Genomic DNA, 25,539 nt, shown 5'->3' with positions numbered 1-25,539 from the left:
TATTGCTTGCAACAAGCTTCAGACTTTAGTCATACCTGAAGGCTGCTGACGTATGCGTGCACGTTGCAACTTCTCTACGATGCCTGCAGGTAAACCTTTAGGCAGCTCAACAAAGCTGTGTTCGCCATGCAGTTTGATATTACCAATCATGCGGCTATCCATGTTGCCTTCGTTGGCAATAGCGCCGACGATATCACCAGGACGCGCACCGTGGTCTTTACCCACGCTCAGACGGTAAGTTTCAAACTCAATGTTCATGTCACGTGACTTAGGTCCACGAGCTGCAACCGCCGGACGTCCTTTACGGTCGCCACGATCACCCTTGTCAAAACGTGGGTTACGCGATTTAGGCGCACCGCGCTCATCACGGCCACGAGGCTCACGAGCTTCGCGACGTGGTTTAGGATCATCACGGACAAACAACGGACGTGTCTGCTGTTGTTCAAACAACAGGGCCGCCGCCATATCAACCATATCCACTTTAGCTTCACCGGCCATTTGCTCAACCAGTTCACGCATAGTGCTCAGATCCTGCTTCTCAACCAGTTCCGCCAGACGATTCTGACAGGCTTCTAAACGATGCGCAGTCATTTCACGAGCCGTAGGTACTTCCATCATTTCGATGGTGCCTTTGGTTTCGCGCTCATAACGACGCAGCAAATGCATTTCACGTGGACGGGCAAACAAAATTGCCTCACCAGAGCGACCCGCACGGCCGGTACGGCCAATACGATGCACATAAGACTCTGCGTCATTCGGCAGATCGTAGTTAATGACGTGACTGATACCTGACACATCCAGACCACGAGCTACAACGTCAGTAGCTACCAGAACCCGCACAGTACCGGCTTTCAACTGAGCAACCGTAGTTTCCCGTTGTGCCTGGTTCATGTCGCCGTTCAGGCCTGCGGCTTTAAAGCCTTTGTTTTGCAGGTGCTCTGCCAGGGTAATAGTATCCTGACGAGTACGCACAAAAATCAGTGCCAGATTGTAATCTGTGGTTTCCAGAATGCGCTCCAGCGCGGTGTTTTTATTAATCACCGTCACTTTCCAGGCTTTCTGGGTAATATTCGCTTTATGTTCCTGAGTCTTCTCAATCTGTACCTGGACAGAATCAGACAGGAATTTTTGCGCTATTTTGCGAATTTGCGGAGGCATAGTTGCCGAGAACAAAGTGCGCTGTGCAGTCGCTGGGATCTGCTCCATGATCCACTCAATATCTTCCACAAAACCCATGTTCAGCATTTCATCAGCTTCATCCAGCACGCTCATTTTAAGCTTGCTCAGATTAAGATGCTTCTTGCGGATCAAATCCATCAGGCGGCCCGGAGTACCGACCACGATTTGAGCGCCGTCTTTTAACGTTTTAATCTGCGGTCCATAAGCAGAACCACCGTAAACGGTAGCCACTGTAAGGCCACGCATAAATTTGCCCATCTGCTCGATAGACTCAGCCACCTGAATGGCAAGTTCACGGGTAGGTGCTACAACCAGAAGTTGCGCGCCTTTTACCGTAACGTCGATATTAACCAGCGCAGGCAGACCAAAGGCAGCGGTTTTACCGGTACCCGTCTGTGCTTCACCTAGTACATTTTTACCGGCCAACAATGGCGGAATCGCACGTTGCTGGATAGGAGTAGGTGTTTCGAAACCCATTTCAAGAATGGCACGCAGGATCGGCTCAGGTAACTCAAGAGCAGAGAAAGTAGTAAATTCAGACATATAATTTTTCACACTATTTTACGCTGTAGCAAATGACAACTCCGCTACAGTCTCACGATTATAAGGGCATCGCCCGGCACTTAAGGTTGGAGCTTGAATCGCGCAAAACAGATTCTGCGGCAAGCCAACTGGATAGGCGTAGTCACCCCATGACTATTTCAAGGGTAACCGGCAATTCACAGCAGGCATTTCCTTGAGGAAGCGCAACTATACGGATTTTATCGTTAAACGCAAGCACCCTGCGCGGATATTGAAAAAAGTTAACAATTGATAAGGGTTCAACGGCAGAGTAGCTTTATTGCCAGCGTTGCATGTCGACATACAAGCGCGCCTGAAAACCTTTTCGGTTACTTAGCTGAATATATTCCCCCTGCTCATCTTTTAACAACGGCTGCCCACGACCACTGCCCCAGTTGTCATCTGCTGTGATCGAACGGATAACCCAGCCCTGCTTATTCAGCGTGACTTTAATGCTCAGGGTTTCGCGAAACAGGTTTTCATCCGGTAACTGACGTCGGCTGATACGACGCCCATCAATACGAAAATCAGTACTGCGCACTACAATATCCGCAGACAGCAGCATAGTTTTACCTACTTCAATACGCTTAGAATCAAGGAATACGCTGGCCAGAATGGGGGAATGAGGCTTGCTTAAGCCTACTTTCTGCGGCTTTAGTAACTCATCAAAGCTACGAAATACCGCTGAGGAGTGGTCAATTGAACGTTCACTTAAAGGCACAGGGTCGTCGCCACGCGGTTTTATGCAACACTGAAATAAATAAGAGCCCCGCACTTTGCGTCCTGCTTCATGCCTTTTTCTAAACTCAGGTGGTAACGGCAATTGCTGCGGGCGCATCCAGATCAGCATTTTGTAGTCGCCAAACAGGAAACGCACCAGGTTGTCATACCCCTCCCGTGAATTAACCATGCCCTGAGGCCCGCTATGACTTAAATAAGCATATACGCGAGGTGCGTCACGGATCGCTGCATTATCTATGGTCACCAGGCCATCGCTGGCTTTACCGGCCAGCACCCGGGTCAGGTTATAATCTCGCGGATTGGTACCCACCAGGCAACAAAAACGCTCAGGAGGAAAACGTCCGTTTAAGTGATCGACCCGACCCTCCACAGGTTTGATTTTCAGATAGTTTGCGATGCGGTCGCGATTGAAGTTATTCGCATCGCCAATACCCAAAAAACGAGGTACGTTCATTCCCATAAGTTCAATGCCATTATGTGGAGTACCGTAGGTAAAGACCTTATCTACTGATTTCGCTGACTCATAAGGATCGGCTTCATCATTTTGCAACAAACAACGGCAAATAAGACCGCCCATAGAATGGGCTACCAGGTACAGCTTAAAGTCCTGTTGGGCCTGAGTATCGTCACCACAAACCTGCAACCGCACCCGATTAATCAGTTTAGACAGGCGCTGCGCCGCTTCCACTATGGATGGTTTCTGACTGACAGCCTCTTCTTCGCTTTCATAATAGCGATGAATGATCAGGCTTTTTTGTGGTAAACGCTGAAAAGGCGCGTCTTCATCCAAAGGCTCAGCCAGATTCATGCCTTCAGCATACACATCCTGATAGCCATACTCTTTCATCAGCCGAATGAGCGGTGATTCAAAAATATAATGTTCAAAAGACCGGTCATATTGCTGACGAACCCGAGTCGAGCCCTGATTGAACCCCATATACGGAGTATCCACTGTGCTTTCCCGGGCGCCTTCCGTCATTGCAAAGCCACGTACATAGATAATAGGGTGGTGTCTTGGGTGCAACGCCATGTTTGCTCTCGCTCCTTTCTGTTATTTACCTCGCAGTATAGGTGGCTACTTTTTAAACAGGCAAATATGCTTTCGCAAGGCACTGTTCAGTGGCATGATTAGGATTCATTCAATTAGCCCATACCAGGAGACATGATGCAGCTTTTCGGAAGTTATACCTCTCCCTTTGTCAGACATTGCCGTATCGTGCTGCTTGAAACTCAGACACCGTTTGAGTTCATGCAAACTGACTATACGCAAAGTGCTGCAGGATCACCGACTCAGAAGGTCCCTTACCTGCATGATGGAAGCACTCACTTACACGACTCAGCAAGCATCATCAAATACCTGCGCCAGCAGGCAGGCGAAGAATTCTGTGCCACCGCTGAGTCTTTTGATCTTTTCTGCCTGGTCAACGCAGCTCTGGACAGTACTATCAATCTGTTTTTATTAGAAAACAGCGGCATTGATATCGCCAACAATCCCTATTTAGAACGCCAGGCTAACCGTATTGAAAGCTGCCTGGCAGCATTACAGGAACGGGCTGCAAAAGGACTCAGTTGGGATGACGCGGGTATTCGTCTTGCTTGTTTTATTGAGTGGGCGGAGTATCGCAAGCGTCTTGATTTCAACGCCTACCCAGCACTGCAGGACTGGCTTAGCCTGGCACAACAGCAAGACGCCTTTGTGCAGACTCAACCACCACAAAGCTGATCTGGATCAACTGAAAACATAGGCTGTTAGCCTTAAGTCTAAGTTTATTCACTTACCAGGTTCGCTACAGTTATTGATTGTATAAACAGATAACAGGAGCCTGGTATGAACTACCACGACCACTACCAGCAGGCATTGCACCACCCTCAACAATTCTGGCAGGAACAGGCTTCCCAGTTGGCCTGGTATAAGTTTCCGCAACAGATAGTAAGCAGCGATGAAACTGCGCCTGACTGGTTTGCTGACGGTCAGCTCAATATCAGTTACCTGGCTCTGGATTTTCATGTCGAACAAGGCCGTGGCGAGCAGACCGCTATTTTTTATGACTCTCCTGTTACCGGAGTGAAACAGGCCTACAGCTATGCTGAACTTAAAGACCAGGTCGCCCGCTTTGCGGGGGTATTAAAAAAACAGGGCGTGCAAAAAGGCGACACCGTCGTTATCTACATGCCGATGATCCCCCAGGCGGCGATAGCTATGCTCGCTGTTGCCCGTCTGGGGGCTATACATTCCATTGTATTTGGTGGTTTCGCCGCCCACGAACTGGCCATTCGCATTGACGATGCCAAGCCTAAAGTGATCATCTCCGCGTCCCATGGCATTGAAGTTACACGTTTAATTCCTTATAAACCCTTGCTTGATAAAGCACTGCAAAAAGCCAGTCACAAGCCTGAGTGCAGCATTATATACCAGCGCCAGGTAGCGCCTGAACTGCAGGTTGAAGCACAATTGCAACCTGGTCGCGATCTGGACTGGGACAGCGCCATGCAGCATGCCACTGACGCCGACCCTGTGCCTGTTAACAGCGCTGATCCGCTCTATATTCTCTACACATCCGGTACCACCGGAAAACCCAAGGGCGTGGTGCGCGATACTGGTGGTTATGCCGTCGCCCTGCATTACAGCATGTCGGCTATTTATAACTGCCACGCTGGCGATGTCATTTTCACCGCCTCCGATGTTGGCTGGGTAGTCGGCCATTCTTATATAGTCTACGGACCCTTGCTAGCGGGTTGCAGCACTGTGCTTTATGAAGGTAAACCTGTTTTCACTCCGGACGCCGGGGCTTTCTGGCGGGTCTGCCAGGATTACAAAGTCAAAGCTATCTTTGCAGCTCCAACGGCTTTTCGGGCTATACGTAAAGAAGATCCGGAAGCAGCCCTGCTGGAGCAATACGACTTATCAGTACTGGAAACGCTGTTCATGGCCGGCGAACGTCTGGACCCTCCCACCTATCAATGGGCCAGCGATAAACTGAAACGTCCGGTCATTGACCATTGGTGGCAGACTGAAAGCGGCTGGCCAATTGCAGCCAATCTGACCGGCATCGAACGCCTTCCGGTTAAACCTGGCTCAGCCACGGTGCCAGTACCTGGGTATGATATTCAGGTTCTGGACGACAGCGGCGGCCCAGTGAAAAACGGTGAGCAGGGAAATATTGCGATAAAACTGCCTTTGCCTCCGGGATGCCTGACCACTATCTGGAATAATCCGGCGCGTTATCAAAGCGGTTACCTGCGTCAGTTCCCTGGTTTTTATGCCAGTGGTGATGGCGGTTATAAAGATGAGGACGGTTATATATTTATCATGGGGCGCACCGATGATGTCATCAATGTCGCCGGACATCGCCTGTCTACCGGGGAAATGGAAGAAGTGGTTGCCAGTCACCCAGCGGTTGCTGAATGCTGCGTTGTCGCTAAACAGGACTCACTCAAAGGTCAGCAGCCCGTGGGTCTGGTGATTATGAAAAATGGTATTGATATGAGTGCAGAACAATTGCAGCAAGAGCTGGTTGCCTTAGTGCGCGAACACATAGGCGCACTGGCCTGCTTCAAAATTGCCGTGCCGGTCAAACGCCTGCCTAAAACCCGCTCCGGAAAAATACTGCGCAAAATAGTGCGCAGTATCGTTGATGGGGAAGACTATCAGGTGCCGTCCACTATCGATGATCCCGATAGCCTTAAGGAAATTGAAGCCGCTCTTGAAAACACCGGTTAATCGACGGCAAAACGCACCTTCTGCTGGGCCTTTGCTTCCTGCTCAATGCTAAAGGCCACTAGCCGCAGCTGCTGCGGCACCTCATTGCGAAACTGCAGGCTAAGATGAGTCGGGAACTCGCCATGCTCAAGTACATTGAGCACCTCCCGTTCCCGCTCATTCAGCCAGTCCGGGCCACCTTCAAAACCCAGCGCATGCATTACCCCGCTCTCAGCGCCATACACCTGATAACCAAACAGCTTATGCTGAGTAGGATACAGATAAAGATCAAATTCACGGGGATTCTCTGTCGCCTGCAGTCGTGCCCGCGCATTGCCATGCTCAAGCTCGCTGCTACCCTGCTGAGGCACGTCGATAGGTATCAATTGCAGTTCCTGAGGGAACCACTGAACTTCAGCTTCAATGCTATGCACCTGGTCCAGATTAGCCTGAATGTTTTCCCAGCCAAGCGGAAAAACCTCTCCGATGGTAAGCACCTGGTCACCATCATGATAGCTATACGGACGCAGTGCCTGTAACTCCAGATCCAGCAGCTCGCCCTGTTCATCAAAAGCCTGCATCTGAGTAAAGCTAAACTGTCCCGCTTCGTCCGCCTCCTCCAGAGGATGCGAATACGTCAGCGTAAAACGATCGCCATTAAGTTGCAAAGTGCCCTGCGACTCAGCAAATATGCTCTCTTCAGTCGCAGTCACAAGATGGTCAAGATCCTCAGCCTGAGGTGAAAAGTCGATAGGAACATCGGTTAAACTATGTTCCATAAGTTCCGCATAAGGCCATTCCGCCTGGGTTATCGAGGCAATAGTGCGTATTTCACCTTGGTAACCGTCGTCACGAAAGCTGCTAATTAGCACCACACCGGCACGATTCAGCCAGCCGGTTTCACGATCTATCCACATGCGACCATAAACTTGCCCAGAGTCAGTATCGCCTTCAATAGTAAAACTGGCATCATGCTGACGCACTTCTCCCAAAGTTAAACTGAAACCAGGAACACCTTCAGGCCGGTTCTCTTTGATAGTGCGGGAAGCACCCGCTTCCAGCGCCATGCCGCTAACCAGCCCAGGCTGCGCCAATACTTCCTGAATCTGATTCAAAGTCCCCGTTAAAAGCAGCCGTGCTCGGGTATAAGCCTCCGGCGAAGCGTGCAACAAACGACCCTCTGCAAAGCTAATCTCAATGTCCCGACCTTGCGCCAAAGTGCCCAGCTGAACCCTGTCTGCTTCGGTGGTAGCTCCCAGCACACTGCCAAAGGCAACGCCTGAGTCAGCTTGCGCATGCAGATAGTCCGGTTGCACGTTGAGCTGAACGGAATCCGCATCGCGTTGGCTTACCCGGTAGGTTTTAAATTCAGTGTGTTGAATACGTTCACTATGTTCCCCATCATGAGCATCGCGACTCGATATATGGCTGGTAGAAACAAATTGGTAGCGACGCTCTTCTTCGTTATCTGGCTGGAAGTGCAATACTTGTGGTTGCTCAGCAGAGCAGGCAGCGACTATGCATAAAACAGGTATATATAAAAGTGAACGAGGAGTCATCCGTGCATCCTTTCAAAATCAGAAAAAGGTTATGCTAACCGGATCGTACAAAATAACAAGCGCCGGACAGTTACCTACCGACGCCTTTAACAAAGTTTAACAGTGGCTAGTCACCCGTAAAGAAGCGTTGTGATCCGCGATGGTCCATAGCTTCAGTAATGCGTTTAATGCCCTGCATGTAAGTCGCCGTGCGCGGACTTACCTTTTGTTCTTCTGCCAGCGCAAAAATAAGATCAGCCTGCTCACTTATGCGCTCCTGCATACGCTGACCGACTTTCTCAGCTTTCCAGTAGTCCCCCGTGCGATTTTGAATCCACTCAAAATAACTGACAATAACACCCCCGGTATTCGCCAGCACATCAGGCAGTATTGTAATTTGTTGCTCTTCAAGTATGTCATCAGCAGCAGCGGTCACAGGTCCGTTGGCGATTTCCAGTATGACCTGAGCTTTAACCGCCCTGGCATTCTCGTCAGTAATGGCATTCTCCAGTGCAGCCAGCGCCAGCACATCAACATCCAAAGCGAGAAGGTCCGCGTTATCAATGCGTTTACCCACTTCTTCATCGCCGACTGAATCTTCACAATAAATGATGCCTTTCAATTCACGGGTTTCATTCTTATGCTGATAAACCGCCTCCACATCAAGGCCTTCCTTTGCATACACGGCCCCCTTAGAGTCAGATACCGCAACGACCTTATAACCCTCACGTGCAGCCGCTCGGGCAAAGTGATAACCAGCATTACCAAAGCCCTGCACCGCCACTGTCATATTTTTTGGGGTTTTATCATTGCGCTGTGCCCAGATATTAAGCACTTGCAGTGCGCCCTCACCAGTCGCCTCAACCCGTCCCTGAGAACCTCCCAGGCCAACAGGTTTACCCGTGATAACGCCCGGACACTGACAACGTGCTATTAGCGAGTATTCATCGGCCATCCAGCCCATAACGGTGCTATTGGTATTCACATCCGGTGCCGGAATATCAATGTCCGGACCCACGATGTCATACACTTCGCGCATATAGCCACGGGACAAGCGCTCCAGCTCCATACGCGATAATTCTTTAGGGTTGCACTGCACACCGCCTTTACCGCCGCCATAAGGTAAATCTACCGCAGCACACTTAATTGCCATCCAGAAACTCAGTGCGGTCACTTCATCAGCATTTACGCCAGGATGAAAGCGGATGCCTCCCTTGGCCGGGCCGCGCGTGACATCATATTGTACTCGCCAGCCCTGAAACACACGCAGAGAGCCATTGTCCATGCGCACAGGTATCGAAAACTGAGCCAGGCGATGCGGAAACGCCAGGCGATGACGTGCATCATCAGAAACATCCAGCCGCTCGTAAATGTCTTCTAACCGACTTTGTGCATCTTTCAATACTTCAGGTGCATGCTTCTGTTTATCTGCCATCTGCTTCCTCATCTATTTTAGCTTTCAAGTACCTTACTAACGCATACGCAGTAACGACTGATCAGATCAAAAGTCCTGGCTAAATTATAGCAGCCAGCTCAGCGCCCTGACGAATAGCCCGCTTAGCATCGAGTTCCGCAGCTACGTCAGCACCACCAATTACGTGGGTGCTGATACCCATTGACTGTAATTCGCTCTGTAAAGGGCGCAGTGGCAGTTGTCCGGCACAAACAATAACATTGTCTACAGCTAGTAACTGTTTCTCACCGTCCCGCTCAATTTCAATACCCTCAGGCACAATCCGGTGATAAGTAACGGCATTCAGCATTTTCACGCCTTTATTGCGCAATGTTGTGCGGTGCACCCAGCCCGAGGTCTTACCCAAACCTTTACCGACTTTGCTTTCCTTGCGTTGCATCAGGTAAACCTGACGTGGGTTAGGTTCAGCCAGGCGCTGTTCCAGTAAAGCTCCGCGGTTATTATATTGCTTATCAATGCCCCAGATTTTATGCCACTCATCAGGATCTAACGAAGGCGATTCCGTGGTGGTGATGTACTCAGAAACGTCAAAACCTATGCCCCCGGCGCCGATCACCGCCACTCGCTGACCCACTTCTTTATGGTCACGCAATACATCCAGATAACTCATGACATGCGGCAGATCAACGCCCGGGATATCAAGATCCCGCGGCTTCACGCCAGTCGCCAATACGACCTCGTCAAAACGCCCTTTCTGCAAACCTGCGGCACTTTGCGACTGTCCTAAATGCAAAGCAACACCGGTTTCACGCAGGCGATGTTCAAAATAACGAATGGTTTCGTAAAATTCTTCTTTGCCGGGAATTTGTTTGGCGTAATTAAACTGACCGCCAATAACCTCTGACTGATCAAATAAATGCACTTCATGTCCCCGTTCCGCTGCATAGCAGGCAAAAGCCATACCTGCTGGGCCAGCGCCAACCACGGCAATGCGCTTTGCGCTGTCGACCTTACGCATAACCAGTTCTGTCTCGTAACAGGCCAGCGGATTCACCAGGCAAGTGGCTCTTTGGTTCTTAAACACATGATCCAGACAGGCCTGATTACAGGCAATACAGGTATTAATACGTTCCGGCGCACCCTGCTCAGCTTTATTGACAAAATCAGGATCAGCCAGCAGCGGACGAGCCATAGAAATCATATCAGCTTCGCCGTCAGCAAGAATTTTCTCCGCTATTTCAGGGGTGTTAATGCGGTTACAGGCAACCACTGGCACCTGTAACTCCTGTTTCAGCCGCGCCGTTATCCAGCTAAACGCCCCTCGGGGTACTGACGTCACTATGGTAGGTACTCTTGCTTCGTGCCAGCCAATACCTGTATTGATAATGGTCGCGCCCGCCTGCTCTGCCGCTTTGCCTAACTGAATGACTTCTTCCAGTTTGTGGCCATCTTCAACCAGGTCCAGCATCGACAAACGATAGATAAGAATGAATTCCTCACCGGCAGCTTCACGTACCGCTTTAATGATTTCGAGAGGCAATTGCATCCGTTTTTCAAAGCTGCCACCCCATTTGTCAGTACGCTTATTAGTGCGTTCACAAAGGAACTGATTAATCAGATAGCCTTCAGAACCCATAATTTCGACGCCATCATAACCGGCTTCTTTCGCCAGTCGCGCCGCCCGCGCATAATGTTGGATGGTATTCTGAATCTGCCGCTCACTCATTTGTCTGGGTTTAAACGGGGTAATAGGTGCCTTAATAGCACTGGGTGCCAAACTAAAAGGGTGAAAAGCATAACGCCCTGCATGCAGGATTTGCAGGCAAATCTTGCCCTCCTCCCGGTGCACCGCATCCGTTACAATCCGATGCTTTTTAACGTGCCAAAAGCGACTTAACTCGCTACCATGAGGCGTCAGACGGCCACGAAAGTTTGGGCTAATACCACCGGTCACAATCAGACCTACGCCACCCCGGGCACGAGCAGCATAAAAAGCAGCCATTTTCTCAAACCCACCCTTGGCTTCTTCCAGCCCAGTGTGCATAGAGCCCATCAGAACTCGGTTTTTTAAACGGGTAAAGCCTAAATCAAGAGGCTCGAAGATATGCGGATATGGATGACTCATGATAATTCCTGTTCTGGTCGTACCTGTAATACACTCACTTTAATGGGTTCAGACCAGGCAAGCAAGCCCTGATAAAGGTCACTGAACCCCGTAAAGGATTGGCGAGGTTAGGAAAATTCAGCTAGTTTAATGAGTTAGGTTAGCCCCCCTTAAAGCAACTAGGACTTATTATGCATAACGGATTAAAAGTGATCCTGGCTTTTCTGGCAGCTATCGCTGTCACCACAGTGCTGGGCTCAATTTTTCAGACTCAATTGAACCTCATTGCACTGCGCGATATTGCTCCGCCAGTAGGGTTTAGCATGCGTGTGGATAACACTTTGCATGACCTGATCAATTTTGCACCACTTTACCTTCTTATTGTTAGTTGCGCTTTGTTCATCGCCTTTGCTATCGCTGAACTTATTGCTCGTAGATTTCCAAACTATCGTTTCTGGCTCCTGGTACTGGCTGCAATTGTCGGTTTATGGGTCACCTTTCATTTAATTAATATGCTAGCGCCTATGCCCACCTTCATTGCCGCCACCCGCACTCTCGGAGGTACCGCTGTCATGCTTCTGGCAGCAGCTATTGGAGCCGCCGTTTACGCGCTTATCACCAGTAAGCCTGATCCGGATTCAAACGGAGTTACCCCATGAAGAAACTAAGCGCACTGGCTGTTGCTTTCAGCTTATTATTATTTTCGGCACTGTCTTCGGCGTTATCTCCGGCGGTTAGTGCCTATTATCAGACTGAAGTGGTTGCTGAAGGCTTGCAATTTCCATGGTCTATGGATTTCTTGCCTGATGGCGACATTTTACTCACAGAGCGAGAAGGCCGACTGCGTCTCATTGATGTTGATGGCAACTTGCAACAGGAGCCCATTAAGGGATTACCTGACATGTGGGTCGATGGCCAGGCGGGTTTATTTGAAATCAGACTCAGCCCGGATTTTACCCAGACCCAGCATATTTTTCTCAGTTATGCCTGCGGCACAGCTCGTGCCAACACGACCTGTTTGTCACGGGCCCGTTTTGCCGATAATCGCCTGCAGGATAGTGAAGAAATATTCCGTGCTACCTACGACCGCGCGGGTAGCTCTCATTACGGGGGCCGCATTGAATTCTTACCCGATGACACCCTGTTACTTACGCTAGGAGACGGTTTTGACTACCGTGAGCAGGCGCAGCAGCCAGAAAACCATATAGGTAGTATTGTGCGCCTGCACTTAGATGGCAGTGTTCCTAACGACAACCCTCTAATAGGGCTATCCCGCGCAGCTCCAGAAACTTATTCCTATGGCCATCGTAATGTTCAGGGAATTGTTTATGATCAACTTAAAGAGCGCATGTATACTAACGAGCACGGTCCACGAGGCGGCGATGAGCTCAATTTAATAACCCCCGGAGCCAATTATGGATGGCCTCTGTTAACTGGCGGTGTCGATTACAATAATGCCCGCATTACCCCTTTTACTGAACTGCCGGGCATGACAGATCCTATACTGGAATGGACTCCATCAATCGCGCCATCAGGTATGACACTCTACCGGGGTGACCAGTTTCCAGACTGGGATGGCGATCTTTTTGTGTCGGCGCTGGCCGCAAAAAACGTGCAGCGGTTGCGTCTGTCCGGAACACGGGTAGTTGAGCAGGAAACGCTTTTTAGCGAATTAAATAAACGCATACGCTATGTCTACACTGGCCCCGAAGGGGCTTTGTACTTATTGACTGACGAGGAAAATGGTCAGCTTATTCGCATTACAGCTTCTCAGGAGTAAACCTTATGAGTAATAAATTCAAGCGCGATGAGTTAATCAATCAGGGTCTTTATATTAATGGCAAATGGCAGGATGCTCAACAGCATTTTGCTGTAACAAACCCGGCCGATGGCAATACTATTGTCGAAGTCGCTAGCGCTGATAAAACTCAGGTGGAGTCAGCTATAGAAGCGGCTGAGCATGCTTTTAAAAGCTGGCGCAAACAAACCTGCGAGCAACGTGCTGAAAAATTAAGAGCCTGGTTTGATTTAGTTATGCAGCACCAGCAGGAACTGGCCGAAATTATGACCCTGGAACAAGGTAAACCAGAGCAGGAAGCCGCTGGCGAAATTGCCTACGGTGCCAGTTTTATCGAATGGTTTGCGGAAGAAGCCAAACGCATTCGCGGCGATATACTGCCCAACATCAAAGATAACCAGCAAAGCCGGGTCATCAAACAGCCTGTTGGTGTGGTTGCAATTATCACGCCCTGGAACTTCCCCACCGCCATGATAACCCGCAAAGTGGCCCCGGCTCTTGCAGCTGGCTGCACTGTGGTCATTAAACCCCCTTCGCTAACACCACTGTCTGCGTTAGCTCTCGCCGTCCTCGCGGAAAAAGCGGGAATTCCCGCCGGTGTCATTAACATTGTACCGACTCAGGATTCGTCCATGTTCAGTGAAACTGTCTGCGCGCACAAAGCAGTACGCAAACTTTCTTTCACGGGCTCAACTGCTGTTGGTAGCAAACTAATGAAACTATGCAGCGACCAGATTATAAAAGTGTCGCTGGAGCTGGGTGGTAATGCCCCTTTTATCGTATTCGACGATGCTGACCTGGATATCGCAGTGGAACAACTTATTGCCTGTAAATTCCGTAATGCAGGGCAAACCTGTATTAGTGCTAACCGGGTGCTGGTGCAACAGAGTGTAGAAAAAGCTTTTGTGCACAAGCTGAAAAATGCAATGCAGAAATTGGTCGTTGGCAAAGGCCAGAATAAAGACAGTGATCTCGGCCCTTTAATCAATCAGGATGCTGTTGATAAAGCGAGTGACCTGGTCGATGACGCGATCAGCAACGGCGCTCGATTTGAACTTGAAGGCGGTGTAGATAAACAACTAGGAGCACTTTTTTATCAACCTCAGTTACTGACCTCTGTTACCCCGGCAATGAGCATAAGTAAGACAGAAATTTTCGCACCTGTGGTGGCGGTTCAGACTTTTGACACAGAGGATGAAGGTATCGACTTAGCCAACGACACCGAATTTGGCCTCGCTGCCTATTTTTGCGCATCAGCAACAGATCGCATCCACCGTGTTTCCGAAGCTTTAGAGGCTGGTTTAGTGGGCATAAATAGCGGTGCCATCTCACATGCCCTGCATCCTTTTGGCGGCTTTAAGCAATCGGGTATTGGCAGAGAAGGCTCTCATTATGGTATTGATGAATACCTGGAAATTAAAACCCTGGTACAAGGCGCTTTATGAAGGTATTTGAAGAACTGCGCGCAAGTTTTGCGCGTGGCATTACTCGTCCTCTATCCTGGCGAATTGAACAGCTTAAAGCGATTGAAGCCTTTTTGACTGAAAATGAAAGCCTGATCATTGAGGCATTAAAAAAAGACCTTGGTAAAAGCAAAGCTGAGGCCTGGAACACAGAAGTCGGCTTTTTGCTGAAAGATGTCCGCCATACCCGCAAAAATCTTAAGCGCTGGCTGAAACCGCGAAAAGTAAGCACCCCTGCGGTTGCCAAACCAGGACGTAGTAAACTGTTGCTGGAGCCTTTAGGCACCGTACTTATTATGGGAGCCTGGAACTATCCAATGCAACTCAGCCTGAGTCCGCTAATCGCCGCTATAGCTGCGGGCAACACGGCCATTTTAAAACCTTCAGAAGTGAGCGCTAACAGCGCCCGCATTATGCACGAGATATTGACTCAATACCTGGATCCCGAAGCTGTTGCGGTACTTAATGGCGATGCCAGTCTGGCGACCGAACTTTTACAGCTGCCTTTTGACCATATTTTTTATACCGGCGGCAATCGAGTCGGGAAAATAGTCATGCGGGCGGCAGCTGAGCACCTGACTCCGGTGACTCTGGAGCTCGGCGGAAAAAGCCCGGTTCTGGTTAGCAAGAAAAGTGATATTAAAGTTACCGCCCGGCGCATTGCCTGGGGCAAATGGATGAATGCAGGACAAACCTGTATTGCCCCTGACTACGTATTGGTGGAAAAAGAAGCTTACCAGCCATTAGTTGATGCACTATTACAAAGCATCAAAGACTTTTATACAGACGACCCACAACGTAGTAAGGATTACGGCCGTATCATTAATGAGCAGCATTTCCGCCGTTTATTAACACTAATGGACGGACAAACGCTCATTAATGACAGCGACTTTGACCGCAGCGAACTCTATATAAAACCGCTGTTAGTCGATAACCCTGCCAGTGACTCTGCCATCATGCAGGAAGAAATTTTTGGTCCCTTATTGCCTATTATCCGTGTTGACTCATTCCAACAAGGCATTGATTTCGTGCGCCAACGCGAAAAACCTCTGGCTTGTTACGCCTTTTCTAATGACAAGGCCGAACAAGCTGATGTAGAGCATCAGATAAGTACAGGTAACCTGTGTATTAATGACACCATGATGTTTATGCTGAACGACAAACTGCCTTTCGGTGGTGTCGGCAACAGCGGCATGGGACGTTATCACGGTGAGTTCGGCCTGCGCACCTTTAGTCATGAGAAGCCAGTTATGACACGCAGTTTTCACCTCGATGTCGCTCTGCGTTACCCCCCATTTTCCAGTCAAAAACTAAAATGGCTTAAAAAGCTGATGTAAGCGGACTTGAACTCAGAACTTACGGCCCCACCTATTCAGTATATAACCCAATCACTGAATCAAGGTGTTGCCGTGCAAGCTCAGAATATTGTTGATATCAACGAACAGAATGCCCAGCAGATATTAATTGAAGGCTCCAAAGAAAAAGTTATCCTTATCGACTTTTGGGCGGACTGGTGCGAGCCTTGTAAACAGTTAACTCCCATACTTGAAAAAATAGCAGGCGACTACCCGAATGATCTGGTTCTGGCCAAGATTGACTGCGAACAGCAACAGGCCATTGCCAGCCAGTTTGGGGTGCGCAACCTGCCTACTATTGTTGTATTCAAAGACGGGCAGCCTGTGGATGGCCTGGCTGGTGCGCAACCTGAATCCGCTATTCGCGAAATGCTCAGCAAATATCTGCCCAGCCCGGAAGATGATGCGCTGGAGGCAGCTCGTAACGCGCTGGCTTCTGAGGATTTTGAAACGGCCTATACTCAAGCCAAACAGGCTTATGATCTTAATCCTGAAGCCGCTCAGGCTCGGCTTTTGCTTGCTGATGCGGCTGCCAGCATCGGACATACCGAGCAGGCGAAAGCATTGCTACAGGATCTGACCATTGCCGATCAGGACAGCTACTATCAGCAGATAATTGCCAAGATTAAGCTGGCAGAAGAAGCCGCTGACAGCCCGGAAATAAGAGCGCTTGAAGAGCAGTTACAGAAAAACACCGATGATCTTGACCTTAAAGTAAAGCTGGCCATTCAGTATCACCAGGCTAAACGTCATGAAGAAGCCCTGAATTTACTCTTTCAGGTACTAAAAACAGATATGAACTTTGGCGAGGCACGCAAAACCACAGTCGATATTATCAATAATTTACCGGATGGTGATCCACTGGCCGCCGCGTCGCGTAGAAAAATGTACAGCATGCTTTATTGAATTATTGTCGCAACATACTCCTTCTTGGCCGGTTCCCCCAACCGGCTTTTTTTTGCCTGTTTTTCAATATCCAACCAGCTACTGGTTATTCGACCAGAAACAGCTACTCTACTACTAAATAAAACGTCAGTGAGGCCATTAAAGAAAATGGATGTTTCAGGGTTCGTCGAATACTTCTTGATTACCATCATGGCGCTTTTTGTGATCGTAAATCCGCTAACTACCGCTTTTATTTTTGTATCTTTGCTCCCGCGAGCCTCACAGCAAACTAAAATTGAAACGGCACGTCGCTCAACCCTGATAGCAACTTCAATTTTTGTTACCTTTGCCTTGCTCGGCGGTATTATATTTACTCTCTTTGGTATTACTATTGAAGCCTTTCGTATAGCCGGGGGCCTTATTTTATTTGGCATCGCCATGGGCATGATCCGTAAAGGACAAGATGAAGGGGAAGAGGAATCTGCTGATAAACCGCCGCGCGCTGATGGCAAAATTGCAAATGACATTTCCGTTATCCCACTGGCAATTCCTTTTATTAGCGGCCCGGGGTCTATAGCTACTGTCATGATATTAACCAGTGAAGCGCCCACTGCCTGGCACCTGCTGGTTGTATTTCTGTCTATTTTCTTTACTACTGGTGCCTGTTACTACGCCATGGTGTATTCGCATTTTCTGGTTAAGTATCTGGGGGAAGTCGGCAAAGAAATTGTCACCCGTGTTTTCGGTATTATTCTTTGCGTTATTGCCGTTCAGTTTGTAATTAATGGTGTAGTAGAAATTTACCAGGGCCTCTGATAAACAACTATTCCTGGGTTTCTTTCTCAGGCCCGAAAACAAACAAACCTACGCACAGCCAGAACAACATAATTGCCGCACAGACAAGCAACACAGGTAAGGCGCCAAAATAATAAATCATGGGCAGTGACATCGCAGTTGCCACTCCCCCTCCGACAAAAGGTTCAAATAACAACTGTTTATAACCAAAGCTTTCCAGCGTACCGGTTTTATTCAACGGATCGGCCATCCGTACCAGGAGTAGACCTACTACCGTCGTACCTATGCTCTGACCGAAGTCAGCTAACCCCATGGGCAGCCAGTCACGAGGGAAGATACGGGGCGCCAGCAATAAAAACCCAAACAGGCACCAGCTAACGCCAGCCACCGCAAGAATCAGAAAGGGCCCTATATACTCAGCTACTGTAGCCAATGACAAAGTGGCGATAGCAGCCACAATTAACACATCCAGCGCGGTGCCTGAAATACGACTGATTAACTTGCTATCCAGTAGATCCCCTCGACCCAGACGTGTTAACAACATCTGGATCAGTACTCCGCCCAACATAGCTAGCGGAAACAAAGGCATATGGCCCATCAGTTCAAGGCCGTCGCCCTGCTGGTTCCAGGTAAAAGACTCAATCAGAATAAGCCCCTGCAACAGCAGCCAACCCAGGCTAATAGCCAGTGCTATAAAAGCCAGGTGCAACGTCATAGACTCCAGTAACGAGGCAGGAACTGAATCCTGTGATTGCTTTTTCTTCTTATCAAGGGTGACTTCGTGGTCTTTAATTAAGCCTTTATAGCGTCCCCAATTAACCAGCAAGGTACCTAATAAAACGCCGGCTACTATGCCGACTGTCGCCAATCCAAGAGCTAAATCGGCTCCTGATTCAAACCCCAGCTCAGCGAAAGTATCAGCCAGTCCTGCAGAAGTACCATGGCCACCTTCAAAACCTATTTCAATGACCGCTCCTGCCAAAGGACTCACTCCAAATAAAGGAGTTAGAATCAACAATGCTAGCGACAGGCCTATAACATACTGTCCCCAGGCAAGCGTTTGTCCATGAGCAACCATGGGCCCTGCCATGCGCCATATCTGGCGCGGCGAGGCTAGCTTTTTACCGAGAAATAAACAGGCGAAAACCACACTAATCAAGAGTTCGGGGAGCCCTGACCAGACTATGGTGGTCGCATCCGGCCATAAACTTAAGTCTTCGCCAACAACCTGCGGCCCTAACAACAAACCGAGCAAGCCAGCAACCACGGATGTGGGAATAAAATAGCGGCTTAAAAAAGGCAGCTTAAGATGCAATCCCTGAGCCAGCAAGATAAGCAGGCCCATAAGTAACATGGCGACAAATATATCGATTAACTGCATCTGGCCTGATTCCGGAGTAAAGTAATGCCTTAAGGCTAGCAAAACCTGATTGACAACGCGATATTGCTATGGCTAAATTAGGCCAACCTCAGGGGAGTAGTCGCTTCGCACGCCAGTGTGAAGGTGCATATCAACATAATTGGCTGAAAACGAGCCATGGTATGCACGGCATTAGCTTGACGAGACCTGTGGTGTTGAATTCACACTGAAAATCTGTATTTCAGTGGCTCTTTGCCGGGCGGTCGAATTTGACACCACAATCTCGATTCAGACTGCCCGGCCGGACCCGTACCATGGAAGCTTTTTTCGTTTCAATACTAACTGTCGGTATCGCTGAAATCGGCGATCGTTCCTTATTTTTAGCCTTATTAATGGGATTACGTTACCGCCGTCCCTGGCCGATATTCGCAGGCATGGCTCTTGGGCTTTTTCTTAACCAGGCTCTATCCGCCTTTTTTGGTATCTGGTTATTCCAGTTTTTATCAGCTGACTGGCAGGCCTGGATTATAGGCATTGCCTTTCTTATCATGGCATTCTGGGTGCTTATTCCTGAAGATGAAGAAGTTAAAGAAAACCTGTCTAAACGGCATATTTTCTTCGCCGCCATGTTAGCCTTCTTCCTGTTGGAGATGGGCGATAAAACCCAACTCGTAGTTATTACACTGGCTGGTGGTTACCAGGCTTTTTGGCCCGTAGTACTAGGGGCTACATTGGGTATTCTGATGATCACTACCCCTGCCCTCTGGTTTGGTTATAAGTTTGCCAGGCATATTCCGGTAACAGCATTACGCTGGTCTGCCTCTATCTTATTTTTAATTCTGGGATTGTGGGTACTACTTGAGTCAGTGGGTATTTTACCTGAAGTAAGCTTACTTCAGATTGATCATTTATTACCTTCCATTGAGAGCTAAAATAAGATCTCTTTAGGCCACACTAGCCTTAACTCTCATGGCAAAAGGCTATGTTTGCTAATACTTTGGCCTATTTTTAACACTATAAAGTTAAAAATAAATGCTTTACTATGAGCGTACTTCTAATTAGGTACAGTCTAATGCTTAATGAACATTCTGTTCGCTTCACAACCTATCTATAATCGCCAACTTGAAATCGCAGGATCGGAATTACTTTATCGTCACGATGATGGCCTTACTGCATTCGATGTTGGCGAAGATATTGCCACTAGCGAAGTGTTATTTAATCTTTGTACAGGCATCAGTGAACAGTTTGAGCAAACCGATAGACCTGTTTACCTCAACGTAACCGCAAGTTTTCTCCATTCAGGGGCTTTTCTGCCCGTAAAACCAGACCATGTTGTGGTTGAGCTCACTGAGCGGATTCAGCCAGATAACGCAACCATAAGAGCAATCGAGAACTGGCATGACCAAGGGTTCCGTTTTGCCCTGGATGATTTCGAATTCAAACCTGAATGGGACCCTCTGCTCAAACTGGCGTCTATTGTAAAAGTCGATATTTCCAAATTATCTCTTGCTGAAGCCATACAACATAAGGATAAACTAGCCAGTTATGATCTAACCTGGTTGGCTGAACGGGTAGAAAATCAGAACCAGCTCGAACTCTATATGGAGCAGGATTTCGACTTGTTTCAGGGCTATTTCCTGGCTCGCCCCACTATAATTTCGGGTCAGAAAATCACCACTTCAGGCCTGCAGCTCGCTTCCCTTTTACAGAAAATATTTGCCCAGGAAGCTCATATTGAAGAGGTAGCTGATGCTATCTCCAATGAACCTGCATTGTCGATAAGTCTCTTGAAAATAGCCAACAGTCCTATGTACAGAACAGCCAAAGAAGTAACTTCAATCAAGGACGTCGTTATTCGTTTGGGGCTGGAGCTGGTAAAAAAATGGGTAACTTTGATCTCGTCATTGCAATGTAATTCCCCGGCAAATGTGCATATAGCCCTGACGCGGGCGTTTACCTGTGCCGAGTTAGCAAAGAAATACACATCGCGGAATGTAAAGCCGGAGCAGGCCTTTTTTGCAGCTTTATTATCAGCTTCCGATATTCTGTTGAATGTAGATAAAAAAGCCTTTGTTAGCTCTGTCAATGTAAGCACTACCATAGCCAAAGCCGCTCTCAAGTATGCGGGAAACACAGGAATGCTGGTAAAAGCAGCTCATCTTACTGAGCGCAGTATCCATAGCGGGAAACACAGCAAATCGCTGAAAAATGAATGGATCCAGATTTATCAGGAACAAAGTCAGCAAGTGCAATTAATTATCGCTAATCGTTAATACCGTACTAATATTGCTGAGTCGGATCGCTTTGTGGCGCTGGCTCAGTTGCCGTGTCCCCTAAAGTTATCCGCTCAATACAATCAAGGCGCTCCTGATCATCCTGTATTAACTGACACTCAGCTAGTTGCGCATCACGCGCAGCATCCTCATCCAGGGTATGTCCGGCGCAACCCGCTAGTAAAAAAATACCCGATAACGCGATTAAAGCGTTTTTATTAAACATCCCAACTCCTGCTGCACATTAAAAAATTTACCAATTACTCATAAGCTTAGCAGATTTGTTAGAATGCAAAAACGCTATCCCGTTTAATTAACAGAAGGCAGCTTTTTGTATGCACCAGCGCCCCTTTCAGCTTGATAAAGAGCAGCAGCGTCTGGCCCAGCGTTTAACGCATCTGGCCTGTCGTATTGATGCGAACCAAAGCGTTGAGCAAGGACTTTATATCTGGGGACCAGTGGGGCGTGGAAAAAGCATGCTGATGAACCATTTTTTCTCACAACTACAAACTCCGCAGAAAAAGCGTGTTCATTTTCATCACTTTATGGCTCAGATTCACCGCAGCCTGCAGAGTTATTCAGGACAGGCCGATCCTTTGCAATCGATAGCCGCTGACTGGGCAGCAGAGTACCGTGTTCTATGTCTGGACGAGTTTATGGTTGAAGATATTGGCGACGCCATGCTGCTCGGTACCTTATGGCGCCATCTTTTTGACCTCGAGATGATTTTGATTACAACCTCGAATACGCCACCGGAAAAGCTTTATTACAATGGTCTGCAACGTCAGCGTTTTCTACCCACCATTGACCTGCTGATGAAACATTGTGAAGTCCTTCATTTAGACGGAGGTAAGGACTATCGCTTAACACAAAATAAGACAATGCCTCACTATCTGCTTAACGGTTCAAAAGCACAGCTGCGAGAGCTGACAGAGCAGCGCTTTGGTCAAACCGAGCCAGTACATCAGGTTCAGGTCATGAATCGCACTATAAATTGCCTTTGGCAAAATGAAAACATCATAGCTTTTAATTTCATGGAACTCTGCTCAGGTCCCCGCAGCCAACGCGACTACATGGAGCTTGCCAGTCGCTTTCGGGCGATAGCGGTGCATCAGGTGCCTGAGTTCAGTTATATACCCGATAAGGAACTGGTGCATGGTGTAGAAGAGAGTTATCAGCGCGAACAACAGCAGCTTTACGTCAGTAAGCTGGATAACGAAGCACGCCGTTTTATCGCCTTAGTCGACGAGTGTTACGATCGCAACTGCCTGCTGTTAGTCAGCGCTCAGGTCCCGCCAGAGCAACTTTATCAGGCCCGTCAGCTTGCGGTCCCTTTTCAGCGCTGCAACTCGCGTTTATATGAAATGCAGCGCTGGTAAACATCAGACTTTCTTAACGAATTCTGATTTTAGTTTCATCGGACCGATACCATCAATTTTGCAGTCAATGTCATGGTCCCCGTCAACCAAACGGATATTTTTCACCTTAGTGCCCACTTTAACCACCGACGAACTGCCTTTGATTTTAAGATCTTTGATCACAGTAACGGTATCGCCATCCTGTAATGGGTTACCATTAGCATCCGCCTTTATCAGACTCTCGTCGGCTTCGTCATCTGCTCCCGCAATGGCTGACCATTCATGCGCACATTCCGGGCACATATAGAGGTTTCCATCCTGATAAGTAAACTCAGAATTGCAGGCCGGGCAATTAGGTAAAGTGCTCATGTCATCTCACTAAACAGATTCAGAAGAGCGCGGATAATGCCAGAATACAAAAATGCTGTCCACGCTGAGTGTCTTTCCAAGATACTGTTCTGCAAATAAGCAGCCCTTTTATGTATAATGATTGTCATATTCTTGCACCTCGTCAGAGAAGAAGTACCGTCATGAGCTCATCACTACGACATATTCGTGGTTTTGCCTGGATGCTGGCAGCCCTTGTTGCTTTAGGTCCTCTTGCCATCGATGCCTATCTGCCTGCTATTCCATTAATGGCAGAAGATTTGAATACTTCACTGCATAATATTGAATTAACTTTAAGTCTGTTTTTAATTGGTTTCGCCGCAGGTCAGCTAATTGGAGGCCCCACTTCAGACCGTTACGGTCGACGCCTGACCATTTTAATTGGCCTAAGCCTGTTTATGGCAGGTAGCTTGATAACGGCTTTAGGCTCCCACATTGAGCTTCTCTGGGTAGGCCGCTTATTGCAGGCTTTTGGTGGTGGTATGGGTGTAGTGAATACCATGGCCATGGTAAGGGACCGCTACTCAGGGCGTGAAAGTGCGCAGGTTTTATCAAAAATAGTTACTATTTTAATGATAGCGCCTCTGGCGGCTCCCTTTATTGGCAGCTTTTTATTGCTCTTCGCCGACTGGCGCAGCATTTTCTTTTTTCTTTTTCTGTATGCCGCTATTTTACTGGTAGTACTACGCCTGGCTCTGCCCGAAACCCGGCTGGCTGAGCATGTGTCCGTGATAAGCCCTCTGCGGCGTTACTTAGCCGTATTGAAAAACCGTCAGGCACTCGCATTCTTATTCTCAGTAGCGATGAGTAACGCCGGCATGTTCGCTTTTATTACCGGTTCGCCAGGTGTTTACATGGGTTATTACGGCGTTAGTGAGTTTATCTATCCTTTTTTATTCGGTGCTAACATTTTGGCTTTGTCGCTTAGTAACCAGATAAACATTCGACTGCTGCACCGTTTTTCAACCACGCAGATTTTACGGGTCGGCCAGAGTATTCAACTGATTCTCGGCATCAGCATGATTATTACGACTCTGCTACTGCAACTGCCATTAGGCTTTTTGGTAGCACAAATCATGTTATTTATCGGCATGCAGGGTTTTATCGTCGCTAATGGTATGTCCGGTGCTACTGATTACTTCCCTCACAGTGCCGCTACAGCTACCGCCCTCATCAGCGCCAGCGGCTTTACGCTGGGAGCTCTATCGGGGGCCCTGGTTGGGCTGTTAGGCGACGGCACTCCTTATGCCATGGTCGCGGTGATGGCTGCCTGCCCGCTTATTGGCATTGTTCTGCGCGAATGGCTGCAGCGACCTGTGACAGTAGTTCAAAAATGAGCACCAAGCACTGAGCTGACCCAGCCGATAATGCGCTTATGCCAGGGACGGTTTTGCCAGTCTTCCAGCGTGTAACGTTCTGCGTATTCTATATCTTCTTCTATCAACTCGCGGATCTGACGGGAAAAGTCAGGCGAATAAACAGCAATATTGCCCTCATCATTAATCCGAAAAGAGCGATTATCCAGATTTGCTGAGCCAAAAGTCGCCCATTGATCATCAACTGAAACCAGTTTTGAGTGGTACATGGACGTTTGATATTCGTGAAGTTCTACGCCAGCTTCTAACATGGGTCGCCAGCGGTTAACCGAAGCATGACGCAAATATCCCTGATCAATAGTATCGCCTGGCAGTAATATACGTATTCGCACTCCACGTTCAGCAGCCAGTCTCATGGCTTCTAAAAAAGCAGCATCAGGATAGAAATAAGCAGTCGATGCGGTAAAGCTCTCTTCGGCTGCAGCTAAGGCGTACAACAACATGTATCGCACACGGTGGCGGCCTTCCCGAGGCGAACTTTTAACCATTTGCAGTGCGGTATCTCCAGTGGCCTTAAGTTCAGGGAAATACTCAGGGCCTTCCAGCAATATGCCACTGGCGTTCATCCATATTTCAGCAAAAGCAGCCTGCATATTAGCGACCACAGGCCCCTCAATGCGGAAATGGTTATCACGGTAGGGAGTTCGATCAGGGCCTGGCAGCCAGTTATCTGCTACATTAGCCCCACCGGTAAAGCCGGTACTACCATCAGTAATAAGCAGTTTTCTGTGCGTCCGGTGATTAATTCTGGACAACTGATACCAGGAAGGGCTGCGGTACCTGATAACATGAACACCAGCTTGTTCCAGCGTCTCAAACTTTGCGCTACTGGCTTGCGTGGACCCCATAAAATCAATCAATGCGTGCACCTGGACTCCACGTCTTGCTGCATCCGCTAATGCCTGAGAAATTTCTCCGGCGGATTCTTCCCCCCAAAACTCATAAGTTTCAAACGACACTGAGTGCTCTGCCTGTTCAATAGCCGCAATCATTGCCGGATAAATATTTTCTCCATTACGAATAATTTCAACGCTATTGCCCGGTTGCACTGGGTTTTGTAATAGAGCTCCCATACTGCGTTCAAATATCGGGTCCTGGACATTATAACTAAGCTCCAGACCATGCACTAAGCGTATAGGTTTAGGTAGCGCATTAAACAAAGCCACATTAATAGCCAGCACCACGAGCACAATGCTCATTATACTAATAACAAGCCATAGAAACGGTCTTTTTACTGCCATGGAGCTAAATA

General features: G+C 48.4%; 21 protein-coding genes and 1 riboswitch. Of the genes, 12 read left to right on the top strand and 9 right to left on the bottom strand.

The genetic code is table 11. The features are described 5' to 3' along the window. Positions 1-18 precede the first annotated feature (18 nt). Together CWE09_RS13460 and CWE09_RS13455 are read right to left on the bottom strand one after the other, a co-directional pair. Complete coding sequence (locus CWE09_RS13460; RefSeq protein WP_126804588.1) at positions 19-1,722, bottom strand: DEAD/DEAH box helicase; 1,704 nt, start codon at positions 1,720-1,722, stop codon at positions 19-21. A gap of 295 nt (positions 1,723-2,017) precedes the next feature. After that, positions 2,018-3,511, bottom strand: a complete 1,494-nt coding sequence (locus CWE09_RS13455; protein ID WP_126804587.1) for an esterase/lipase family protein — start codon at positions 3,509-3,511, stop codon at positions 2,018-2,020. Positions 3,512-3,643: 132 nt separating this feature from the next. On the opposite strand from CWE09_RS13455, the gene CWE09_RS13450 reads away from it, so the two are divergent. Both CWE09_RS13450 and CWE09_RS13445 read left to right on the top strand, forming a co-directional pair. Beyond that, entirely contained in the window at positions 3,644-4,204 is a 561-nt protein-coding gene (locus CWE09_RS13450; protein WP_198679803.1) for a glutathione S-transferase family protein, read from the top strand. 105 nt (positions 4,205-4,309) lie between these two features. Next, positions 4,310-6,202, top strand: a complete 1,893-nt coding sequence (locus CWE09_RS13445; RefSeq protein ID WP_126804586.1) for a propionyl-CoA synthetase — start codon at positions 4,310-4,312, stop codon at positions 6,200-6,202. Here CWE09_RS13445 and CWE09_RS13440 read toward each other — a convergent pair. The 3 genes from CWE09_RS13440 to CWE09_RS13430 form a co-directional block, all read right to left on the bottom strand. After that, on the bottom strand, positions 6,199-7,740 hold the full coding sequence (locus tag CWE09_RS13440; protein ID WP_126804585.1) for a hypothetical protein: 1,542 nt from the start codon (positions 7,738-7,740) through the stop codon (positions 6,199-6,201). The genes CWE09_RS13445 and CWE09_RS13440 overlap by 4 nt on opposite strands. Positions 7,741-7,846: 106 nt before the next feature. Further along, positions 7,847-9,154, bottom strand: a complete 1,308-nt coding sequence (locus CWE09_RS13435) for a Glu/Leu/Phe/Val family dehydrogenase (protein WP_126804584.1) — start codon at positions 9,152-9,154, stop codon at positions 7,847-7,849. Positions 9,155-9,233: 79 nt separating this feature from the next. Beyond that, a complete protein-coding gene (locus CWE09_RS13430) occupies positions 9,234-11,258 on the bottom strand; it encodes an NADPH-dependent 2,4-dienoyl-CoA reductase (RefSeq protein ID WP_126804583.1) in 2,025 nt (674 codons plus the stop codon). A gap of 170 nt (positions 11,259-11,428) precedes the next feature. Here CWE09_RS13430 and CWE09_RS13425 point away from each other — a divergent pair, with 170 nt between their 5' ends. The 6 genes from CWE09_RS13425 to CWE09_RS13400 all read left to right on the top strand — a co-directional run bounded on the left by CWE09_RS13425 (position 11,429) and on the right by CWE09_RS13400 (position 17,554). Continuing rightward, positions 11,429-11,896: a hypothetical protein gene (locus tag CWE09_RS13425; RefSeq protein WP_126804582.1), complete on the top strand. Its 468-nt coding sequence runs from the start codon at positions 11,429-11,431 to the stop codon at positions 11,894-11,896. Next, positions 11,893-13,017, top strand: a complete 1,125-nt coding sequence (locus tag CWE09_RS13420; protein WP_126804581.1) for a PQQ-dependent sugar dehydrogenase — start codon at positions 11,893-11,895, stop codon at positions 13,015-13,017. Before CWE09_RS13425 ends, CWE09_RS13420 begins: the two co-directional genes overlap by 4 nt. Before the next feature lie 5 nt (positions 13,018-13,022). Continuing rightward, positions 13,023-14,480 (top strand): NAD-dependent succinate-semialdehyde dehydrogenase, encoded by a 1,458-nt coding sequence (locus tag CWE09_RS13415; protein ID WP_126804580.1) that lies wholly within the window; start codon positions 13,023-13,025, stop codon positions 14,478-14,480. Beyond that, positions 14,477-15,835 (top strand): aldehyde dehydrogenase family protein, encoded by a 1,359-nt coding sequence (locus CWE09_RS13410; protein ID WP_126804579.1) that lies wholly within the window; start codon positions 14,477-14,479, stop codon positions 15,833-15,835. Before CWE09_RS13415 ends, CWE09_RS13410 begins: the two co-directional genes overlap by 4 nt. Before the next feature lie 72 nt (positions 15,836-15,907). Further along, the gene (trxA, locus tag CWE09_RS13405) at positions 15,908-16,759 is read left to right on the top strand and encodes a thioredoxin (RefSeq protein ID WP_126804578.1); all 852 of its coding nucleotides are present in this window, start codon (positions 15,908-15,910) and stop codon (positions 16,757-16,759) included. Positions 16,760-16,906: 147 nt separating this feature from the next. Continuing rightward, entirely contained in the window at positions 16,907-17,554 is a 648-nt protein-coding gene (locus CWE09_RS13400) for a MarC family protein (protein ID WP_126804577.1), read from the top strand. A gap of 7 nt (positions 17,555-17,561) precedes the next feature. Here the strand turns inward: CWE09_RS13400 and CWE09_RS13395 are convergent, their stop codons facing one another. Continuing rightward, positions 17,562-18,914 carry a sodium/glutamate symporter gene (locus CWE09_RS13395; RefSeq protein WP_126804576.1) on the bottom strand — a complete coding sequence of 451 codons (1,353 nt, stop codon included), beginning with the start codon at positions 18,912-18,914 and terminating at the stop codon, positions 17,562-17,564. 86 nt (positions 18,915-19,000) lie between these two features. Continuing rightward, a riboswitch (yybP-ykoY riboswitch) is annotated at positions 19,001-19,110 on the top strand. A gap of 97 nt (positions 19,111-19,207) precedes the next feature. Here CWE09_RS13395 and CWE09_RS13390 point away from each other — a divergent pair. Next, on the top strand, positions 19,208-19,825 hold the full coding sequence (locus CWE09_RS13390) for a TMEM165/GDT1 family protein (protein WP_126804575.1): 618 nt from the start codon (positions 19,208-19,210) through the stop codon (positions 19,823-19,825). 147 nt (positions 19,826-19,972) lie between these two features. Next, positions 19,973-21,166, top strand: a complete 1,194-nt coding sequence (locus CWE09_RS13385) for an EAL and HDOD domain-containing protein (RefSeq protein WP_126804574.1) — start codon at positions 19,973-19,975, stop codon at positions 21,164-21,166. A gap of 7 nt (positions 21,167-21,173) precedes the next feature. On the opposite strand, the gene CWE09_RS13380 is transcribed toward CWE09_RS13385, so the two are convergent. Beyond that, entirely contained in the window at positions 21,174-21,392 is a 219-nt protein-coding gene (locus CWE09_RS13380; RefSeq protein ID WP_126804573.1) for a hypothetical protein, read from the bottom strand. 109 nt (positions 21,393-21,501) lie between these two features. On the opposite strand from CWE09_RS13380, the gene zapE reads away from it, so the two are divergent. After that, positions 21,502-22,545: a cell division protein ZapE gene (gene zapE / locus CWE09_RS13375; RefSeq protein ID WP_126804572.1), complete on the top strand. Its 1,044-nt coding sequence runs from the start codon at positions 21,502-21,504 to the stop codon at positions 22,543-22,545. Between the two features lie 3 nt (positions 22,546-22,548). Here zapE and CWE09_RS13370 read toward each other — a convergent pair whose 3' ends face one another. Further along, a complete protein-coding gene (locus CWE09_RS13370) occupies positions 22,549-22,893 on the bottom strand; it encodes a zinc ribbon domain-containing protein YjdM (protein WP_126804571.1) in 345 nt (114 codons plus the stop codon). A gap of 161 nt (positions 22,894-23,054) precedes the next feature. Between CWE09_RS13370 and CWE09_RS13365 the strand changes: the two genes are divergently transcribed. Further along, positions 23,055-24,248 (top strand): multidrug effflux MFS transporter, encoded by a 1,194-nt coding sequence (locus tag CWE09_RS13365; RefSeq protein WP_241974383.1) that lies wholly within the window; start codon positions 23,055-23,057, stop codon positions 24,246-24,248. Here CWE09_RS13365 and CWE09_RS13360 read toward each other — a convergent pair. Beyond that, on the bottom strand, positions 24,239-25,528 hold the full coding sequence (locus CWE09_RS13360) for a phospholipase D-like domain-containing protein (RefSeq protein WP_126804569.1): 1,290 nt from the start codon (positions 25,526-25,528) through the stop codon (positions 24,239-24,241). The genes CWE09_RS13365 and CWE09_RS13360 overlap by 10 nt on opposite strands. Positions 25,529-25,539 lie beyond the last annotated feature (11 nt).

The organism is Aliidiomarina minuta, from assembly GCF_003987145.1.
Lineage (GTDB): Bacteria > Pseudomonadota > Gammaproteobacteria > Enterobacterales > Alteromonadaceae > Aliidiomarina > Aliidiomarina minuta.
Note: the sequence above shows the minus strand (reverse complement) of the source record. Positions and strands in the feature narration are given on the sequence as shown.

Excerpts from the sequence above, each read along its gene's own strand:
- CWE09_RS13460 (WP_126804588.1), bottom strand. The coding sequence starts at position 1,722 with ATGTCTGAATTTACTACTTTCTCTGCTCTTGAGTTACCTGAGCCGATC.
- CWE09_RS13455 (WP_126804587.1), bottom strand. The coding sequence starts at position 3,511 with ATGGCGTTGCACCCAAGACACCACCCTATTATCTATGTACGTGGCTTT.
- CWE09_RS13450 (WP_198679803.1), top strand. The coding sequence starts at position 3,644 with ATGATGCAGCTTTTCGGAAGTTATACCTCTCCCTTTGTCAGACATTGC.
- CWE09_RS13445 (WP_126804586.1), top strand. The coding sequence starts at position 4,310 with ATGAACTACCACGACCACTACCAGCAGGCATTGCACCACCCTCAACAA.
- CWE09_RS13440 (WP_126804585.1), bottom strand. The coding sequence starts at position 7,740 with ATGACTCCTCGTTCACTTTTATATATACCTGTTTTATGCATAGTCGCT.
- CWE09_RS13435 (WP_126804584.1), bottom strand. The coding sequence starts at position 9,154 with ATGGCAGATAAACAGAAGCATGCACCTGAAGTATTGAAAGATGCACAA.
- CWE09_RS13430 (WP_126804583.1), bottom strand. The coding sequence starts at position 11,258 with ATGAGTCATCCATATCCGCATATCTTCGAGCCTCTTGATTTAGGCTTT.
- CWE09_RS13425 (WP_126804582.1), top strand. The coding sequence starts at position 11,429 with ATGCATAACGGATTAAAAGTGATCCTGGCTTTTCTGGCAGCTATCGCT.
- CWE09_RS13420 (WP_126804581.1), top strand. The coding sequence starts at position 11,893 with ATGAAGAAACTAAGCGCACTGGCTGTTGCTTTCAGCTTATTATTATTT.
- CWE09_RS13415 (WP_126804580.1), top strand. The coding sequence starts at position 13,023 with ATGAGTAATAAATTCAAGCGCGATGAGTTAATCAATCAGGGTCTTTAT.
- CWE09_RS13410 (WP_126804579.1), top strand. The coding sequence starts at position 14,477 with ATGAAGGTATTTGAAGAACTGCGCGCAAGTTTTGCGCGTGGCATTACT.
- CWE09_RS13400 (WP_126804577.1), top strand. The coding sequence starts at position 16,907 with ATGGATGTTTCAGGGTTCGTCGAATACTTCTTGATTACCATCATGGCG.
- CWE09_RS13395 (WP_126804576.1), bottom strand. The coding sequence starts at position 18,914 with ATGCAGTTAATCGATATATTTGTCGCCATGTTACTTATGGGCCTGCTT.
- CWE09_RS13390 (WP_126804575.1), top strand. The coding sequence starts at position 19,208 with ATGGAAGCTTTTTTCGTTTCAATACTAACTGTCGGTATCGCTGAAATC.
- CWE09_RS13385 (WP_126804574.1), top strand. The coding sequence starts at position 19,973 with ATGAACATTCTGTTCGCTTCACAACCTATCTATAATCGCCAACTTGAA.
- CWE09_RS13380 (WP_126804573.1), bottom strand. The coding sequence starts at position 21,392 with ATGTTTAATAAAAACGCTTTAATCGCGTTATCGGGTATTTTTTTACTA.
- zapE (WP_126804572.1), top strand. The coding sequence starts at position 21,502 with ATGCACCAGCGCCCCTTTCAGCTTGATAAAGAGCAGCAGCGTCTGGCC.
- CWE09_RS13370 (WP_126804571.1), bottom strand. The coding sequence starts at position 22,893 with ATGAGCACTTTACCTAATTGCCCGGCCTGCAATTCTGAGTTTACTTAT.
- CWE09_RS13365 (WP_241974383.1), top strand. The coding sequence starts at position 23,055 with ATGAGCTCATCACTACGACATATTCGTGGTTTTGCCTGGATGCTGGCA.
- CWE09_RS13360 (WP_126804569.1), bottom strand. The coding sequence starts at position 25,528 with ATGGCAGTAAAAAGACCGTTTCTATGGCTTGTTATTAGTATAATGAGC.